The sequence below is a fragment of the Streptomyces sp. NPDC052721 genome (genome assembly GCF_040678315.1).
Classification (GTDB): Bacteria; Actinomycetota; Actinomycetes; order Streptomycetales; family Streptomycetaceae; genus Streptomyces.
The window spans coordinates 155,812-172,820 of sequence record NZ_JBFATL010000002.1 but is presented as its reverse complement, the minus strand read 5'-3'; the positions used below and the strand labels follow the sequence as shown (position 1 = coordinate 172,820).

Here is a 17,009-nt window from a genome sequence, read left to right as displayed (position 1 = left end):
TTCGTTCACACGCCGGCGGGCCGATGTTCACGCGGCCTGCTGGAGTTCGAGCCGCGCCCCGAACTCCCGTACCACCGCCTCGTCCCGGAAGGGCTCCAGCCGCTGCTGGAGGTCGTCCAGGTACTCGGCGCCCCGGTCGGAACGGAGCGTCTCCAGCAGCTCCACCGCCTTCATGCCCGTGGTGCAGGCCTGCTCGATCTCGCGCTGCTGCACCTGGGCCGTGGCGAGCAGCACATAGCCGATGGCGCGCCGGCGGGCCCGGGACTCCGGGTGCCCGGCCAGCGACTGCTCGGCGTACCGCGCGGCCTGGTCGGCCTGCCCGAGGTCGCGGTGGCAGTGCGCCAACTCGTCGGCCAGGTAGGCCTCGTCGAAGTGGGCGATCCACGCGGGGTCGTCCCCGGCGGAGCCGTCCGCCCGTTCCATCGCCGTCACCGCCTGCCCGCCGGCGGCCTGCGCCGCGCGTGCGTCACCGAGCAGGGCGTGCCCGCGCGCCTCGGCGGCGTGGAACATCGCCTCCACGCGCGGGGTCACCTGCCCGCGCGCCCCCTCCTGCGCCGCCCGCGCCAACTGGGCGATCTCGCGCGGGTTTCCGAGCTGCGCGGCGAGGTGGCTCATGGACGCGGCGAGCACGTAACCGCCGTACCCGCGGTCCCCGGCGGCCTGCGCGAGCCGCAGCGACTGGATGTAGTACCGCTGGGCGAGCCCCGGTTGCCCGGTGTCGACGGCCATGTATCCGGCCAGCTCCGTCAACCGGGCTACGGCGGCGAAGAGTTCCCGGCCGACCGCCTCCCGGTAGGAGCCCGCGAGCAGCCCGGAGACGACGCTGTTGAGGTAGTGCACGACGACCGGGCGCACATGCCCGCTGCCGTACTGGTGGTCGAGGTCCACCAGCGCCTGGGTCATGGACCGTACGGCCGCCACGTCGGACTGGCCCACGCGCGGGCCCGCCTGCCGGGCCACCTGGGGGTCCGGCGCCGAGATCAGCCAGTCGCGGCTCGGCTCGACCAGCGCGGAGGCGGCGACGGAGGAGCCGGACAGGAAGTCCCGGCGCCCCACGTCGCTGCGCCACAGCTCGCAGACCTGCTCGATGGCCCCCAGTACCGTCGGCGAGAACTGGAGACCGACCCCCGAGGCGAGGTTCTTGCCGTTGGCCATGCCGATCTCGTCGATCGTGACCGTACGGCCGAGCTTGCGCCCGAGCGCCTCGGCGATGACCGCCGGGGCCCGGCCCCGCGGCTGCTGGCCGCGCAGCCAGCGGGCCACGGACGTCTTGTCGTAGCGCAGGTCGAGGCCGTGCTCGGCGCCGCACATGTTGACCCGCCGGGCCAGCCCGGCGTTCGAGCACCCCGCTTCCTGGATGAGTGCCTGCAGCCGTTCGTTCGGCTGCCTCGCCACGAGAGGCCTTGCGGCCATGTGCTACCCCCTGCGTCGCTATCCCCTGGAACGTGTTGCGATCCTCCGGAGCACGAAGTTCCGGCCGGGAAGATCACTGCCCAGCTGACATACCGTTAATGCGTGACATGTGCGGTTTGCCGGGGTAAAGACGGTTGCCCCCCTCCCTGGCTACCCATCTCACGCCCCGCCTCCTCCCGCGCGCCCCCGGCCATGCACCCATGCGCCCCGACTGCCGAATCGATGCTCCTCCCCCGCGCGCGGTACGGCCGTAACTCCAGGTGGGCACGGGAGTTGAGTGGAACGTGGAAGAGACGATCGCGGGCGCCCAGAACACTCAGATGGCCGGTCACATCCCGCAGCAGCGCGGGGAATCGCTGCTGGAGACCGCCGTACGCTACGCCGAGGAGCGGCACTGGGACGTGTTCCCGGGCACCTGGCTGGAAGCCGTCGACGGCAGGCAGCGCTGCTCGTGCGGCGACGCCTCCTGCCCTGCGCCGGGCGCGCACCCCGCGCGCCCCGACTGGGCGACCCAGGCGACCGGCAGTACGACCGTCGCGCGCCGGATGTGGCAGAAACAGCCGACGGCGTCGATCCTGCTGCCGACGGGCCGGACGTTCGACGCGCTGTCCGTCCCGGAGAGCGCGGGGTTCCTGGCGCTCGCCCGTATGGAGCGGATGGAACTGACGCTCGGACCGGTCACGCTGACTCCGGACCGGCGGATGCAGTTCTTCGTCCTGCCCGGTGCGACCGCGAAGGTGCCGGAGCTGGTACGGAATCTCGGCTGGTCGCCCGCCTCACTGGACCTCATGGCCCTGGGCGAGGGCGCGTACGTGGCGGCGCCGCCCACGCGGTTCGGGTCCCGGGGGGCCGTGCAGTGGGCCTGCCGGCCGACGCCCGCGAACCGGTGGCTACCGGACGCGGAGGAGTTGATCTCACCGCTGGCCTACGCGTGCGGGAGGGATCGTTAGCCGGTTCGCCCACTCGTCCGCCGGGTTGTTCTTTCGCCGGCGGGCACGCACCACTCACCCGCAGCCGCCCGCGAAAGAACAACCCGGCACACGTTCAGGCACTCAGTCCCGGGGCAAGCCGTCAAGGAACGGCGAGACGGCGGCCCGCCAGGCCTCCGGCAGGTCGTAGTGGGCCAGGTGCCCCGCGTCCGGGACCTCCGCGTACTCCCCGCGCGGCAGCACCCGCACCATCTCCTGGGCCTCCGCCCGCCCCAGCTCGCCGTCCACGCCGCGCACCACCAGCGTCGGACACCGGACCTGGGCCAGCTCCTCCCAGTGGGCGTCGTAGACCCATGTCTCGCGGGAGCTGAGCATCTGTTCGGGGTCGAAGACGGGCCGCCAGCCGTCCTCGCACTCGTGCATCACCTCGGCGTAGAAGGCCCCCCGCGCGGGGCTCGGCCGCTCCACCCAGGGGTCGTCCTCACCGAACCACTTGCGGACGTCGGCCAGGCTGGCGAAGGGGACGGGCCAGGACCGGAACCAGTCGGCCCACTCGCGCTGGGAGGCCGCGCCGAGGGCGGAGGCCCGCATGTCGCAGACGATCAGGCCGCGCACCAGATCGGGGCGCTTGGCGGCGAGCTGCCAGGCGGTCAGCGCGCCCATGGCGTGGCCGATGAGGAGGACGGGGGCGAGGCCGAGCTGTTCCACGGCGGCCTCGGCGTCCTCGACGTAGGCCTCGCGGGTGTACGCGGCGCGCGGGGGCTTCTCGCTCTGGCCGTGGCCGCGCTGGTCGAGCGCCACGGCGCGGTGGCGGCCGGCGAGCCACCGGGCGGTGGGCGCCCAGTGGGAGGCGCGGCCCATCAGACCGTGAAGTAAGAGCACGCCCGGAACGCCGGACTCCGCCTCCCCCTCGGCGTCCGGCCCCGCCCCCGGTTTCGGAGGGTCGGCGAACTCCCAGGCAGCCAGGCGCACCCCGCCCGCTCCCGTCACATCGATACGCCGTGCCATCTGACCTGGCCCCCCAGCTCCGCCGTCCTCGTCGTCCAGCCGCTTCAGGCTATCGAATACCCATTCGAAAACTGCGTCTCGCCGGACAACACCCCTCATTTGAGTGACACCCCTCAAGGAATGATCGCCTCAGCCGAGGGGATGTCTTCTGGCGGGAGGCGGACCGCTCGGGGAAAAGCCGGTCCGAGGGGATGACCCTGAGAGCTCGGGGCTCCGGGTCAGCACAGGGGAGGACAGGCCCCGGCGCGCAAGCGCCGGGGCCCTCTCCGTCTCAGCGCTTGGCGACGAACACGTGGGAGGCGGTGTCCGCCTCCAGCTCGGCCGCCTCGCCGCCACTGCCCACCAGCACGCCACCGGGCGACTCCGTCACGCTCACCACCGAACCGGGCTGCACACCCGCCCGCCGCAGCGTGTACATCAGCTGCGCGTCCGTCTGGATCGGCTCGCCGATACGGCGGACGACGACCGTCTTGCCGTCCGAGCCCGGGTCCAGGTCGGCCAGTGACACCATGCTCTCGTCCAGGAACGGGTCCGCGCCGTCCTTCTCGCCCAGCTCCTCCAGGCCCGGAATGGGGTTGCCGTACGGCGACTCGGTGGGGTGCCGCAGCAGCTCCAGCACGCGGCGCTCCACGGCCTCGCTCATCACGTGCTCCCAGCGGCACGCCTCCGCGTGCACCTGCTCCCACTCCAGCCCGATCACGTCGACGAGCAGACACTCCGCCAGGCGGTGCTTGCGCATCACGCGCGTCGCCAGCCGGCGGCCCTCGTCCGTCAGCTCCAGATGGCGGTCGCTGGCCACGGAGACCAGGCCGTCGCGCTCCATCCGCGCCACCGTCTGGCTCACCGTCGGCCCGCTCTGGTCCAGCCGCTCCGCGATGCGGGCGCGCATGGGCACGACGCCTTCCTCTTCGAGTTCGAGGATGGTGCGGAGATACATCTCCGTGGTGTCGATCAGTCCGGACATACGTGCCCCTCGATTACCTCTGCCGGCAGCCGGCCGCGTGCGCTGGCCCTGGCATCAATTCTGCCGGATCCCACTGACAAGCGGGCGGCACCGGGAAAACGGGGGCCGGCTCCGGGTGTGCGGGCCGTTTCCGTATTGACACCGCACTGGTCCAGACCGCACGGTGATCCGCGACACAGACGCTGCGAAGGGGCACCGCATGAGCGACGGCACGCCTGCCGACCTGTTCTTCGACGCCGCCATCGGCCTGCTGCAACGGGTCCGCGACGAGGAGGCCGGGGCGATCACCGCGGCCGGCACCCTGCTCGCCGACACCGTCGCGGCCGGCGGCCGCCTGTTCGCCTTCGGCGCCGGGCACTCCTCCCTGGCCGCCCAGGACGTCGTCTACCGCGCGGGCGGCCTGGCGCTGATGAACCTGCTCGCCGTCCCCGGCGTCGTCGGCGTCGACGTCACCCCGGCCACCCTCGGCTCCGCACTCGAACGCGTCGGCGGCCTCGCCGGCGCCGTCCTGGAGACCTCGCCGCTGCGCGCCGGTGACGCCCTCGTGATCATCTCCCTCTCCGGCCGCAACGCGCTGCCCGTGGAGATGGCCCTCACCGCCCGCGCCCTCGGCGTGAAGGTCATCGGAGTCACCTCGGTGGCGTACGCCTCGGAGACGACGTCCCGGCACGCCTCCGGCACCTTCCTCAAGGACCACTGCGACGTCGTCCTCGACTCGAAGATCGCCGTCGGGGACGCGGAACTCACCCTCGACACCATCCCGGCGCCCTTCGCTCCCGCGTCCACGGTCGTCACCAGCGCCCTCATGCAGGCCGTCATGGCGACCACCGCCGCCACCCTCGCCGACCGCGGCATCGAACCCCCGCTGCTGCGCTCCGGCAACGTCGACGGCGGACACGAGTGGAACGGCCGGGTGATGACGGAGTACGGCGACCGCATCTTCTACCGGCACTGACAGCACACCGCAGCGGAAGACACCGGCTCCGCCGCCCGCCAGCGCGCCGCTCCACCCCGTCGAGCGCGCCCACGAGGCGGCTCCGGCCGACCCCACGCCGAAAGACCCCCGCCGCAACGCCCGCCGCCACCCGCCGACCCCACCCCGCGCCCGCCAGGACGCCTCCTCCTCCGCCCGTCGCGCGCGCTCGCGAGGCGGCTGCGGCCGGGATCCCCCGCCGAAAGCCCGGCAGAAACGCCCCACGCACACCCCCGCCCGCCAGGCACCCACTCCCCCGCCCTACCACCGCCGCCGCGTCGCGCGCGCCCGCGAGGCAGCCACAGCTGACCCCATGCCGAAAGACCCCCCGCGACAAGACCCCGCCGCAACGCCCCCCGCCACCCGGCGACCCCACCCCGTGCCCGCCAGGGCGCCTACTCCGCCGCCCGTTCCCGCACCGTCTCCGCCAGGTCCAGTGCTGTCGCGATCCGTACGGCCACGTCCTCCGCGTACGCCGTGTCGGACCGTTCGAAGCGGCTGCGGCCGGGCCCGCGCAGGAACGTCACGACGCCCAGGGTGCGGCCCCGGCTGCGCAGTACCGCGCACAGTGCGTGCACCGCGTCGCCGGGCCACTGGCGCTCCAGCGCCCACTCCCGCGCCCGCTCGGCGGCGACCGACCCGGCGTCCGCGCGCACGGTGCCGCCCCGCTCCACGCACTGCAGCGCCGGGTGGCCCTCCGGGTAGCGCACGGGGAGCCCGGCCGCGCCCGTGAGCAGGCTCGGGCCCGGCGCCCCGGCGGGCGTGGCCGCGAGCCGTACCAGCCGGACCGGACCCGGGCCCTCCGCGCCGTCCGCGCGCGGGCGGTCCGCCACCCGGTCGACGAGGGCGTGGTCGGCGAAGCCGGCGAGGGCGAAGTCCAGATGGACGGTGGCCGCCTCCGCCGGGTCCTCGCACTCGGCCGCGGCCCGGGCCGCCCGGTGCAGCTGGTTCGTCCGGAACCGCAGCAGGGCCGCCTCCTGCTCACCGTGCTTGGCCTCGGTGACGTCCTCGAACAGCCAGCCCACCCCGAGCGGCACCGGCTCCTCGGCGAGCGGTGAGGCCAGCCGCAGGAACCCGCTGCGCCAGCAGCGCCGCTTCTCGCCCTCCCGGGTGCGGACGGTCACCCACATCTCGGCGGGCGCGGGAGGCGCGCCCTCGGCCAGGACGTGGGTCAGCGCGGCCTCCAGCTCCTCCACGCCCTGCGCGAGCAGCTCGCCCAGCGGACGCCCCAGTACGGACGTGCGCCCCACCCCCAGCGCCCGCGCCGCGTGCGCGTTCACCACGGCGGGCCGCAGATCGGCGTCGACCAGCACGACTCCCCAGGACGCGTCCTCGAACAGCGCCTCGCTCAGGGCGATCGACCGTTCCAGGTCGATCTGCGCGTGCACCTCGCTGAACGCGCAGTACACCCCCGCGGGCTTCCCGTCGGGTCCGCGCACGGCGGCCGACTGCGTCCGCACGAGCACCCGCCCGCCGCCCTTGGTGACCAGCGCGAACTCGTGCACCTGCCGGCCCGGCGCCCGCATCGCCGACATCAGCCGGGCCTGTACCTCCTCGGCGTCGGCGCTGCGCACCGCCCAGCCGGCGAACCCGTGCCGCCCGACGGCCTCGGCGGCCGTCCAGCCGAGGATCCGCTCGGCCTCCCGGTTCCAGTGGGTCACGACCCCGTCGGCGTCGAAGGCGCACAGTGCCGCGTCCATGCCGTCGAGCAGCGCGGCGAGCAGATCGGAGCCGCCGGGCTCACCGGACTCGTCCGGCCCCAGTTCATCAGTGGTCCCACTCCGCCGCGAAGCACTCACCTGGACCCCCTGGAGACTGCGTCCGCGCACGCACGGCGCTCGGTTCGCTCACTGCCCATCATTCAACTGGAACGTGACACACCCCACACCCTGTTCCCGCAAGATTGCGGGGATCAATGCCCCGGGGCGCCCGGTGAGAGCCGCAGGTCCACCCACTCGTCGCGCTCCCCGTCCAGCACATACCGGTCGATCTCCGCATACCCGCGCCGCACGGCGAACCGCAGCCCGTCCTCGTGCACCGCCGGCACGCACGTCTCGACGGCTTCGGCCCCCAGCACGCGCGCGTGGGCCGGCGCGTTCCGGTCGAACACCCGACGTGCCGCCACTGTTCGACCGTGCCGTCGCCGTCGCCGGTGAAAAAACAGTTGAGCCCGTCGCGGCGGCTTCTTAGGGTGTCGGGTACACGAGAAGGGAGGTGGTTCGGCAGATGTATGAGAACCGGACGCGTGAGGTGGCTGCGGGCTAGCGGCCCGTCACCACACCATGTGCGGTGCCGGACCAGCACGCGAACGATGCGTGCAGCCGGCCCAATCCCAAGCAGTCACCCGACCCGCGGGCTGCCGGTACGTCCGGCCGGCTCCTCCTGGAGGAACCCAGCCCGCGGGTCGTCTGCGTTCCCGCCCGCGTTTCCGTGCCCGGGTCAGGGGCTGAGGCGTTCGACTTTCCAGGTGCCGTCCGGCTGGGCGACGTAGCGCAGGCGGTCGTGGAGGCGGTTTTCGCGGCCCTGCCAGAACTCGATCGTGTCCGGGGTGACGCGGAAGCCGCCCCAGTGCGGTGGGACCGGGACCTGTTCGTCCTCCGGGTAGCGGGCTTCGAGTCGGGCGTAGGCCGAATCCAGCTCCGCGCGGGAGGCGATCACCGTGGACTGGGCGCTGGCCCAGGCGCCCAGCCGGGAGCCGTGCGGGCGGGTGCGGAAGTAGGCGGCGGTCTCGTCGCGGCCGGTGCGCCGGGCGGTGCCGGTGACGATGACCTGGCGGGCCAGCGGGTGCCAGGGGAAGAGCAGCGAGACGTGCGGGTTCTCCGCCAGGTCGCGGCCCTTGCGGGAGTCGTAGTTGGTGAAGAAGACGAAGCCGTCGGTGTCGTACTGCTTCATCAGCACCGTGCGTGAGCTGGGGCGGCCCTTGGCGTCCGCCGTGGAGACGACCATCGCGTTGGGCTCGTAGAGCGTGCCGTGCAGGGCCGCCCGGGCGGCGTCCTCGAACCACCGGGTGAACTGGTCCATCGGGTGGGTGGCGAGATCCTCTTCGGCGAGGCCGTCGGCCCGGTACTGCTTGCGCATGGCGGCGGGATCGAGGACGGGATCCAGGAACGGGTCACGGTCGGTCACGCGGTCATCTTGCCGTATCGAACGGGTATGGCACTCAGTGTCGTGTGGTCTCCCCAACTGTGGCACCGGGGGTTATCGTGCTGGTCCCTTTGCGGTCGGGTTGACCACGGGTGACCACCGGCAGATCGGGGCATCACCGGGGTGACCGCCGCCCACACATCACGAGGAGCCGCCTGATGTCCGATTTCGTACCCGGACTCGAAGGAGTCGTCGCGTTCGAGACGGAGATCGCCGAACCGGACAAGGAGGGCGGTGCCCTGCGCTACCGGGGCGTCGACATCGAGGACCTGGTCGGGCACGTCTCCTTCGGCAACGTGTGGGGCCTGCTGGTCGACGGCGCCTTCAATCCCGGCCTGCCGCCCGCCGAGCCGTTCCCGATCCCCGTCCACTCCGGTGACATCCGCGTGGACGTCCAGTCGGCGCTCGCCATGCTCGCCCCCGTGTGGGGACTGCGTCCCCTGCTCGACATCGACGAGGGACAGGCCCGGGAGGACCTGGCGCGGGCCGCCGTCATGGCCCTGTCGTACGTCGCCCAGTCCGCGCGCGGCCAGGGGCTGCCGATGGTGCCCCAGCGGGAGATCGACAAGGCGACCTCGGTGGTGGAACGGTTCATGATCCGGTGGCGGGGTGAGCCGGACCCGAAGCATGTGGCGGCCGTGGACGCCTACTGGACCTCCGCCGCCGAGCACGGCATGAACGCGTCCACCTTCACCGCCCGGGTCATCGCCTCCACCGGCGCGGATGTCGCCGCCGCGCTGTCCGGCGCGGTGGGCGCGATGTCCGGGCCGCTGCACGGCGGCGCGCCCTCGCGCGTGCTCGGGATGATCGAGGAGATCGAGCGCACGGGGGACGCGGAGGCGTACGTCAAGCGAACGCTGGACCGGGGTGAGCGGCTGATGGGCTTCGGGCACCGGGTGTACCGGGCCGAGGATCCCCGGGCGCGGGTGCTGCGGCGTACGGCGCGTGAGCTGGGGGCGCCGCGGTTCGAGGTCGCCGAGGCGCTGGAGAAGGCCGCGCTGGAGGAGCTGCACAACCGGCGGCCGGACCGGGTGCTCGCCACCAACGTGGAGTTCTGGGCGGCGATCATGCTGGACTTCGCCGAGGTGCCGGCGCACATGTTCACGTCGATGTTCACGTGCGCCCGTACGGCCGGGTGGTCGGCGCACATCCTTGAGCAGAAGCGGACGGGGCGGCTTGTGCGGCCTTCTGCTCGGTATGTGGGGCCGGGTCCGCGGCGGCCGGAGGACATCGAGGGGTACGGGGAGATCGCCCACTGAGAGGGGTGGCCCAGGAGCGGGGGCGACCGCGTGCCGGTTGTGGCTGGTCGCGCCCCGCGCCCGCTGGGCCGGCTGTTCACGCCGGTGTCAGAAGGCTGCCGTGGTGCCTCTGCGCCACCAGCGGGTGGGCCCTCAGCTTGCCCTTCAGTTCGTTGTAGCCGTACTCGGCGTACAGCGGGTTCGTCGGGTCCGTCGTGATGCCGGGGGCCTTCGACGCGTGCGGGAACGGGAGCGGCTCGATCCTCGCGTCCAGACGGGGGTTGTAGAAGAACGGGACCGAGAAGCGCTCGGTGGCGCCGGGCGGGCTGACGACCCGGTGGTTGGTGGCCAGGAGGTAGCCGTTGGTGGCGACCTCCAGGAGTTCGCCGAGGTTGACGACGAACGCGCCCTCGATGGGCGGGACGTCGTGGAAGCGGCCGTCCTCGCGCTGGACCTGGAGGCCGCCGACCGTGTCCTGGAGGAGCAGGGTCAGGAAGCCGTAGTCCTTGTGGGCGCCGACGCCCTGGTCGGTGCCGTCGTCCGCGCTGCCGGGGTAGCGGACGAGCTTGAGGTGCGGGTGGGCACGGTCGCCGAAGATCGGGTCGTAGAAGTCGGCCGGGGCGCCGATGGAGGTCAGCAGTTCACGCAGGAGCCGGTGGGCGACCCCGCTGAGCTTGTCGATCCAGGCGAGGGCGGCCGTGCGGAGTCCGGGCAGGGCGGCCGGCCACTGGTTGGGGCCCTGGAGCCACCAGTACGGCGGCTCGCCGGGGCCCGGGACCCGGGCGGGGCGTTCGGCGCCGATGTCGAGCTGGTCGCGCCAGTCGCGGGTGCCGCCGGTGCGTTCGTCGCCGGTGCGGGTGTAGCCCCGGAAGTGCGGGGAGCCGACGTTGTCCAGGGCGAGCCGGTCGGCCTCGGGCAGGGCGAAGAAGGCGCGCATGGCGGTGAGCAGCGCGTCCGTCTCGGCCCGGGTCACGCCGTGGCCGACGAGCTGGAAGAAGCCGACGTCGTGGGCGGCGCTGTGCAGCTGGGCGTGGAGCAGGGCGCGGGCCTGCGGGTCGCCTTCGGCGGCCGACAGGTCGATGATCGGGAGCTGGTCGTACGACGTCACTGTGTGCGTGGTCATGATGCGTCCGCGGGATGTACGGGGCACGGGTGACCGCCGTGGGGTGGTGGCGGCCCCCGGGTGCCGGAAAAAAGGAGAAAGAGAGAAGTGGGGGCTGGTCAGGCGGAGAGGCGCCGACAGCCCATGCTCGTGACGCGCACGTAGTCCACGTGGCGGCGGCGAACGAGCATCGGAAGCATGGGCCAAGGGTAACGCGCCCCCGTGCTTGCTCCCTCAGCCCGGAGTTCAGCCCAGAGTTTCGTCCAGGAGCGCCGCCCACTGGGCGACGACCCGTTCGCGGCGGGCGGTGTCGTCGGTGAGGAGGTTGGCGAGGCCCAGGCCCCTGGCCATGTCCAGGAGGCCCTGGACGGTTTCGCGGACTCCGGGGCGGGACTCGTCGGCCCGCAGGAGGTCGACGGCGATGCGGTGGGTCTCCCGGCCGACGCGGGCCTCCAGTTCGGTCACGCGCGGGCGCAGCTGTTCCTCGTCGGAGGCGGCGACCCACAGGTGCAGGGCGGCCCGGAACAGGGGGCCGGTGTAGAGGTCGACCAGGGCCGACACGACGGCCCGGCGGTCGGCGGCGCCGTCCGGGAACAGGGCCCGCAGCGCGAGGGAGCGTTCCTCGGAGACGTACTCGACGGCGGCGGTGAAGAGGTCTTCCCGGGTCGGGAAGTGGTGCTGGGCGGCGCCCCGGGAGACCCCGGCCCGTTCGGCCACGACGGCGACCGTGGAGCCCGCCCAGCCGCGCTCGGCGAGGCAGGCCACGGCGGCTTCCAGGAGCCGCTGCCGGGTGGCCCGGCTGCGGTCCTGCTTGGGAACGCGCTCCCGTTCCGTCGTACTCACACCACCCATGCCGCATCACGTCTTTCCAGGAAGGCCGTCATCCCCTCCCGGGCCTGGGGGGAGGAGAACAGCCGGGCCGAGAGCGCGGTCAGCTCGGCCGCGTCCCGGTCGAACGTCTCCAGCACCCTAGCCGTGAGCAGCTGTTTCGTCGCGGTCAGGGCCTGCGGGGAGGAGCGGCGCAGGCCGTCCAGGATCGGGGCCAGGGCGTCGTCGACATCGTCCGCCGTCGCCGTCAGCAGGCCCAGGCGCACGGCCTCGGCCGCGTCGAAGCGTTCGCCGGTGAGGCAGTAGCGGGCCAGGGCGCGGGGGTCGGCGCGCGGGATCACCGGCAGGGAGATCACGGCGGGGGCCACGCCGATGCGCACCTCGGTGAAGGCGAAGGTCGCGTCGGTGGAGGCGGCGGCGATGTCGCAGGCGGCGAGCAGGCCGAGGCCGCCGGCGCGGACATGGCCGGTGACGCGGGCGACGACGGGTGTGGGCAGCTCCACGATCTGCCGGAGCAGGGCCACCAGGGCGTCGGGGTCGGGAGGGTCGCGCAGGTCGGCGCCGGCGCAGAACGTCGTACCGGTGTGGGTGAGGACCACGGCGCGTACGTCCGGGTCCTTGCCGCAGTCCGTCAGGGCCCCGGCGAGTTCCGTGACGAGCGCGGCGGACAGGGCGTTGCGGGTGCCGGTGGAGTCCAGGCTGAGGGTGTCGACGCCGCGCGCCCGCGTGCGGCCGATCAGTGCGGTCGGGTTCGTCACGTGTGCTCCCTGAGCTGTCGGCGCAGGATCTTGCCGGAGGCGGCGCGGGGGACGGTGTCGATGAAGGTGATGCGGCGGACGCGCTTGTACGGGGCGACGCGTTCGGCGACGTACAGCAGGACGTCGTTCTCGGCCGGGCCGTCGGCGGTGGGGTGGCGGACGACGAAGGCGTGCGGGACCTCGTTGCCGTCCTCGTCGTACGCGCCGATGACGGCGGCGTCGGCGATGCCGGGGTGGGTGAGCAGGAGCGCCTCCAGTTCGGCGGGGGCCACCTGGAAGCCCTTGTACTTGATCAGTTCCTTCACCCGGTCGACGACGAACAGCCAGCCGCCGGCGTCGACGTACCCGACGTCCCCGGTGTGCAGCCAGCCGTCGGCGTCGATCATCGCGGCGGTGGCGTCGGGGCGGCCGAGGTAGCCCTTCATCACCTGGGGGCCCCGGATCAGGATCTCCCCGGACTCGCCGGTGCCCAGGTCCTTGCCGGGGTCGTCCAGGGAGACGATCCGCATCTCGGTGCCGGCGATGAGCCTGCCGACCGTGCCGGCGGGGGCCTCGCGCAGGCGGTCCAGGGGCACGACGTGGGTGCCGGGGGACAGTTCGGTCATGCCGTACGCCTGGCCGATCGGGGGCAGGCCCAGGCGTTCGGCGCAGGCGACGGCGAGCCGGGCGTCCAGCGGGGCGGCGGCGCTGATCACGTACCGCAGCGAGGAGAGGTCGTAGCGGCTGACCGCCGGGTGCTTGGCGAGGGCGAGGACGATCGGCGGGGCCACGTACAGGCCGGTGATGCGGTGCTTCTCGATCGCGGCGAGGAACGTCTCCAGCTCGAAACGCGGCAGGACGACGACGGTGGCGCCCTTGCGCAGGGGCGCGTTCATCAGGGCGGTGAGGCCGTAGATGTGGAAGAACGGCAGGACGGCGAGGATGCGGTCGCCGGGTCCGGCCGGGACGGCGGGCTCCAGCTGGGCGAGGTTGGTGGCGATCTGCCGGTGGGTGAGCATGACGCCCTTGGGGGTGCCGGTGGTGCCGGAGGAGTACGGCAGCGCGGCGACGTCCTCGGCCGGGTCGATGCCGGTCTGCGGCTCGGGAGCGGTGGTGGCGAGCAGGTCGGTCAGCGAGCGGTGCCCGGGCGCGCTGTCGCACACGAGGATCTCCCGTATGCCGCCCGCGAGTTCGGCGGCCCGGCGGGCGGTCTCCAGCAGCGGGGAGACGGTGACGATCCAGCGGGCCGCGCTGTCGCCGAGCTGCTTGGCGAACTCCTCCGCGGTGGCGAGCGGGTGCACGGTGGTGACGGCGGCGCCCGCGCGCGTGGCCGCGTAGAAGGCGGTCGGGAACGCGATCGTGTTGGGGCTGTGCAGGGCCAGGACGTCGCCCTTGCGGACGCCCGTCTCGGCGAGGGCGGCGGCCAGGCGCCGGTGGAACCGGTCCACCTGCTCGTACGTGAGGGTGGTGCCGTCCGTGCCGTCGATGAGGGCCGGCTGGTCACCGAAGGCGGCGGCCCGGCCCAGGACGGCCTCGTGGATGGGGAGTTCTACGGGCGGAACGTCTGCGTACGCGCTGCGGAACACGGTTCCTCCTCGCACAGGGCGCCTAGTACGACTTGGGCAGGCCCAGGGTCTGGTGGGAGACGTAGTTGAGAATCATCTCCCGGCTCACCGGAGCAATACGAGACACGCGCGCGGCCGTTATCAACGAGGCGAGCCCGAACTCACGCGTGAGCCCGTTGCCGCCGAGGGTGTGCACGGCCTGGTCCACGGCCTTCACGCAGGCCTCGCCCGCCGCGTACTTGGCCATGTTCGCGGCCTCGCCCGCGCCGATGTCGTCACCGGAGTCGTACAGACGGGCCGCCTTCTGCATCATCAGCCGGGCCAGCTCCAGGTCGATGTGCGCCTGCGCCAGGGGGTGCGCGATGGCCTGGTGGGCGCCGATGGGGGCCTTCCACACCGTGCGGACGCGGGCGTACTCGACGGCCTTGGCGAGCGCGTAGCGGCCCATGCCGATGGCGAACGCGGCAGTCATGATCCGCTCGGGGTTGAGCCCCGCGAAGAGCTGGAGCAGCCCCGCGTCCTCGTCGCCGACCAGCGCTTCGGCAGGCAGCCGTACGTCGTCCAGGATCAGCTCGAACTGCTTCTCGGCGGCATTGAGTTCCATGTCGATCGGGCGCTTCCGGAAGCCCTCCGCGTCCGTCGGGACGATGAACAGGCAGGGCTTGAGGCGTCCGGTGCGGGCGTCCTCGGTACGGCCGACGATCAGCACGGCGTCGGCCATGTCGACCCCGGAGATGAACACCTTGCGGCCGGTGAGCAGCCAGTCGGCGCCGTCCCTGCGGGCCGTGGTGGTGATGCGGTGGCTGTTGGAGCCGGCGTCGGGTTCGGTGATGCCGAAGGCCATGAGGCGGGTGCCGTCCGCCAGCGCGGGCAGCCAGCGGGTTTTCTGGTCCTCGGTACCGAAGCGGGCGATCACTGTGCCGCAGATCGCCGGTGAGACGACGAGCATCAGGAGGGGCGAGCCTGCGGCGCCCAGCTCTTCGAGCACGATGGACAGTTCGGCGATACCGCAGCCGCCTCCTCCGTACTGCTCGGGGAGGTTGACGCCGAGGTAGCCGAGTTTTCCTGCCTCGCTCCAGAGTTCGGTGGGGGGCTTGCCCTCGGCGACGGCGCGGGTGAGGTAGTCGCGGCCGTAGCGCTTGCCGAGGGCGGCCACCGCGGATCGGAGGGCCTGGTGCTCTTCGGATTCGACGTGGATGGTCATCGGACTCCTTCGGGCTGCGGGTGATCCGTGGCTGGGCGCGCAGTTCCCCGCGCCCCTAGGGTGTGTGCACCACCGCCAGCAACGTGCCCGGCTCCACCTGCTGGCCCGGCTCGGCGTGCAGGGCGGTGAGGATTCCGGTGGTCGGGGCCGAGATCCGGTGCTGCATCTTCATCGCCTCCAGCCATATGAGGCCCTGGCCCGCCTGAACCGTTGCCCCTTCTGTCAGACCGTCGGCGATCTTGACCACCGTGCCCGGCATCGGGGCCACCAAGGACCCCGGCGCGAGCTGGGCCGCCGGGTCGGGGAAGCGGGGCAGGGCGATGAGGCGGGTGGTGTTGACGTGGACCTGGTCGCCGTACCGGGCCACCTCGAACCTGCGCCGCACCCCGTCCACTTCGAGCACCACCAGACGCGCGTCGGCGTGCACGACCCGGACCCCGTCGGCGGCCAGGCCCTGCCTCGTGTGCCGGTACCGGACCTCGTGCTGCTCGCCGTCGATCTCGTACCGCTTCACCTGCGGCTGGGACGGAACGTTGCGCCAGCCGCCGAAGCGGGAGCGTCCGTGGGCGTCGGCGAGGGCGGCGGCCAGGGGGGCGTGGGGGTCGCGGGTGGGTTCGGTCAGGGCGTCGAGGTGGCGGTCGTAGAAGCCGGTGTCCATGCGTCCGCTCGTGAACTCCGGGTGGCGCAGGGAGCGTACGAGCAGGTCGCGGTTGGTGACCGGGCCGTGGACCGCGGCGGACTCCAGCGCGCCCGCGAGCCTGCGGATCGCCTCCGCGCGCGTGGGCGCGTGGGCGACGACCTTGGCGAGCATCGGGTCGTAGTGGACGCCGATGGTGTCGCCGTCGGTGTAGCCGGTGTCCAGGCGGACGCCTTCGGGTACGGCGAGGCGGTGGAGGGTGCCGGTCTGGGGGGCCCAGTCACGGGCGGGGTCCTCGGCGTAGAGGCGGGCCTCGACGGCGTGACCGCGCGCGCGTGGGGGCTCGCTGTCCAGGGCGTGGCCCTCGGCGATCCGGATCTGTTCCGCGACCAGGTCGAGGGCGAAGACCGCTTCGGTGACGGGGTGTTCGACCTGGAGGCGGGTGTTCATCTCCAGGAAGTGGGCGCGGCCGTCGGCGACCAGGAACTCGACGGTGCCCGCGCCGACGTAGGAGACGGCGCGGGCGGCGCGTACGGCCAGTGTGCGCAGCTCCTCCGCGAGCGCCGTGGTGAGTCCGGGCGCCGGGGCCTCTTCGACGACCTTCTGGTGGCGGCGCTGGAGGGAACAGTCGCGGGTGCCGAGCGGCCAGACGGTGCCGTGGGTGTCGGCGAGGATCTGCACCTCCACATGGCGGCCGTGCTCGAGGTACGGCTCCACGAAGACCTCGCCGTCACCGAAGGCGCTCGCGGCCTCGGCGCGCGCGCCGTCCAGCGCGGTCCGCAACTCGTCCAGGCGGCGCACGATCCGCATCCCGCGCCCCCCGCCGCCGGCCGCCGCCTTCACCAGGACGGGCAGGTCGGCGTCGGTGACGGCGGCCGGGTCGAGGGGGGTCAGGCCCATGAGCCGCTTGGCGCGGGTCTTGGACGCCATGGCCTCGATGGCCTGCGGGGGCGGGCCGATCCAGACCAGGCCGGCGTCGATCACGGCGCGGGCGAAGCCGGGGTTCTCGGAGAGGAAGCCGTAGCCGGGGTGCACGGCGTCGGCGCCGGACGCCAGGGCCGCCTTCACGATCAGGTCGCCGCGCAGGTACGTCTCGGCGGGCGCCGCGCCCGGCAGCCGTACCGCCGTGTCGGCCACGCGCGCGTGGAGCGCGTTCTCGTCGGCGTCGGAATGCACCGCGACCGTCCGGATTCCCGCCTCACGGCAGGTGCGGAAGACACGGCAGGCGATCTCGCCCCGGTTGGCGACGAGCACACTGGAAATCACG

Annotated in this window: 14 protein-coding genes and 1 pseudogene; 3 read left to right on the top strand and 12 right to left on the bottom strand. The window is 73.0% G+C overall.

From position 1 onward, the window contains the following. Positions 1 to 27: 27 nt before the first annotated feature. A complete protein-coding gene (locus AB0L21_RS02810; RefSeq protein WP_365709063.1) occupies positions 28 to 1,413 on the bottom strand; it encodes a transcriptional regulator in 1,386 nt (461 codons plus the stop codon). 284 nt (positions 1,414 to 1,697) lie between these two features. Here AB0L21_RS02810 and AB0L21_RS02805 point away from each other — a divergent pair, with 284 nt between their 5' ends. Beyond that, the gene (locus AB0L21_RS02805; protein WP_365709061.1) at positions 1,698 to 2,363 is read left to right on the top strand and encodes a bifunctional DNA primase/polymerase; all 666 of its coding nucleotides are present in this window, start codon (positions 1,698 to 1,700) and stop codon (positions 2,361 to 2,363) included. A 102-nt stretch (positions 2,364 to 2,465) separates the two neighbouring features. Here AB0L21_RS02805 and AB0L21_RS02800 read toward each other — a convergent pair whose 3' ends face one another. Together AB0L21_RS02800 and AB0L21_RS02795 are read right to left on the bottom strand one after the other, a co-directional pair. After that, positions 2,466 to 3,350, bottom strand: coding sequence for an alpha/beta hydrolase (locus tag AB0L21_RS02800; RefSeq protein ID WP_365781828.1), 885 nt, complete (start codon positions 3,348 to 3,350; stop codon positions 2,466 to 2,468). A 271-nt stretch (positions 3,351 to 3,621) separates the two neighbouring features. Then, positions 3,622 to 4,314, bottom strand: a complete 693-nt coding sequence (locus tag AB0L21_RS02795; protein WP_014673345.1) for a metal-dependent transcriptional regulator — start codon at positions 4,312 to 4,314, stop codon at positions 3,622 to 3,624. A 199-nt stretch (positions 4,315 to 4,513) separates the two neighbouring features. Between AB0L21_RS02795 and AB0L21_RS02790 the strand changes: the two genes are divergently transcribed. Beyond that, complete coding sequence (locus AB0L21_RS02790) at positions 4,514 to 5,269, top strand: SIS domain-containing protein (protein ID WP_365709057.1); 756 nt, start codon at positions 4,514 to 4,516, stop codon at positions 5,267 to 5,269. A gap of 413 nt (positions 5,270 to 5,682) precedes the next feature. Here the strand turns inward: AB0L21_RS02790 and AB0L21_RS02785 are convergent, their stop codons facing one another. The 3 genes and pseudogenes from AB0L21_RS02785 to pdxH all read right to left on the bottom strand — a co-directional run bounded on the left by AB0L21_RS02785 (position 5,683) and on the right by pdxH (position 8,413). Continuing rightward, entirely contained in the window at positions 5,683 to 7,086 is a 1,404-nt protein-coding gene (locus tag AB0L21_RS02785; protein ID WP_365781826.1) for a PAS domain-containing protein, read from the bottom strand. A gap of 113 nt (positions 7,087 to 7,199) precedes the next feature. After that, positions 7,200 to 7,376, bottom strand: a pseudogene (locus AB0L21_RS02780) (GNAT family N-acetyltransferase); the annotation flags it as partial. A 350-nt stretch (positions 7,377 to 7,726) separates the two neighbouring features. After that, on the bottom strand, positions 7,727 to 8,413 hold the full coding sequence (gene pdxH / locus AB0L21_RS02775) for a pyridoxamine 5'-phosphate oxidase (RefSeq protein WP_365709053.1): 687 nt from the start codon (positions 8,411 to 8,413) through the stop codon (positions 7,727 to 7,729). Positions 8,414 to 8,589: 176 nt separating this feature from the next. On the opposite strand from pdxH, the gene AB0L21_RS02770 reads away from it, so the two are divergent. Then, a complete protein-coding gene (locus tag AB0L21_RS02770; RefSeq protein WP_365709051.1) occupies positions 8,590 to 9,690 on the top strand; it encodes a citrate synthase 2 in 1,101 nt (366 codons plus the stop codon). A 76-nt stretch (positions 9,691 to 9,766) separates the two neighbouring features. Here AB0L21_RS02770 and AB0L21_RS02765 read toward each other — a convergent pair whose 3' ends face one another. From AB0L21_RS02765 to AB0L21_RS02740, 6 genes are all read right to left on the bottom strand, one after another. Further along, positions 9,767 to 10,792: a 2-oxoglutarate and iron-dependent oxygenase domain-containing protein gene (locus tag AB0L21_RS02765; protein ID WP_365781824.1), complete on the bottom strand. Its 1,026-nt coding sequence runs from the start codon at positions 10,790 to 10,792 to the stop codon at positions 9,767 to 9,769. A 225-nt stretch (positions 10,793 to 11,017) separates the two neighbouring features. Beyond that, positions 11,018 to 11,623 (bottom strand): TetR/AcrR family transcriptional regulator, encoded by a 606-nt coding sequence (locus tag AB0L21_RS02760; protein WP_365709047.1) that lies wholly within the window; start codon positions 11,621 to 11,623, stop codon positions 11,018 to 11,020. Further along, positions 11,611 to 12,357 (bottom strand): enoyl-CoA hydratase family protein, encoded by a 747-nt coding sequence (locus tag AB0L21_RS02755; RefSeq protein WP_365709045.1) that lies wholly within the window; start codon positions 12,355 to 12,357, stop codon positions 11,611 to 11,613. The genes AB0L21_RS02760 and AB0L21_RS02755 overlap by 13 nt, the downstream gene beginning before the upstream one ends. Beyond that, positions 12,354 to 13,922 (bottom strand): 4-coumarate--CoA ligase family protein, encoded by a 1,569-nt coding sequence (locus AB0L21_RS02750; RefSeq protein ID WP_365709043.1) that lies wholly within the window; start codon positions 13,920 to 13,922, stop codon positions 12,354 to 12,356. The genes AB0L21_RS02755 and AB0L21_RS02750 overlap by 4 nt, the downstream gene beginning before the upstream one ends. Before the next feature lie 22 nt (positions 13,923 to 13,944). Further along, a complete protein-coding gene (locus tag AB0L21_RS02745) occupies positions 13,945 to 15,105 on the bottom strand; it encodes an acyl-CoA dehydrogenase family protein (protein ID WP_365781822.1) in 1,161 nt (386 codons plus the stop codon). A 55-nt stretch (positions 15,106 to 15,160) separates the two neighbouring features. Continuing rightward, on the bottom strand, positions 15,161 to 17,008 hold the full coding sequence (locus AB0L21_RS02740) for a biotin carboxylase N-terminal domain-containing protein (RefSeq protein WP_365781820.1): 1,848 nt from the start codon (positions 17,006 to 17,008) through the stop codon (positions 15,161 to 15,163). Position 17,009 lies beyond the last annotated feature (1 nt).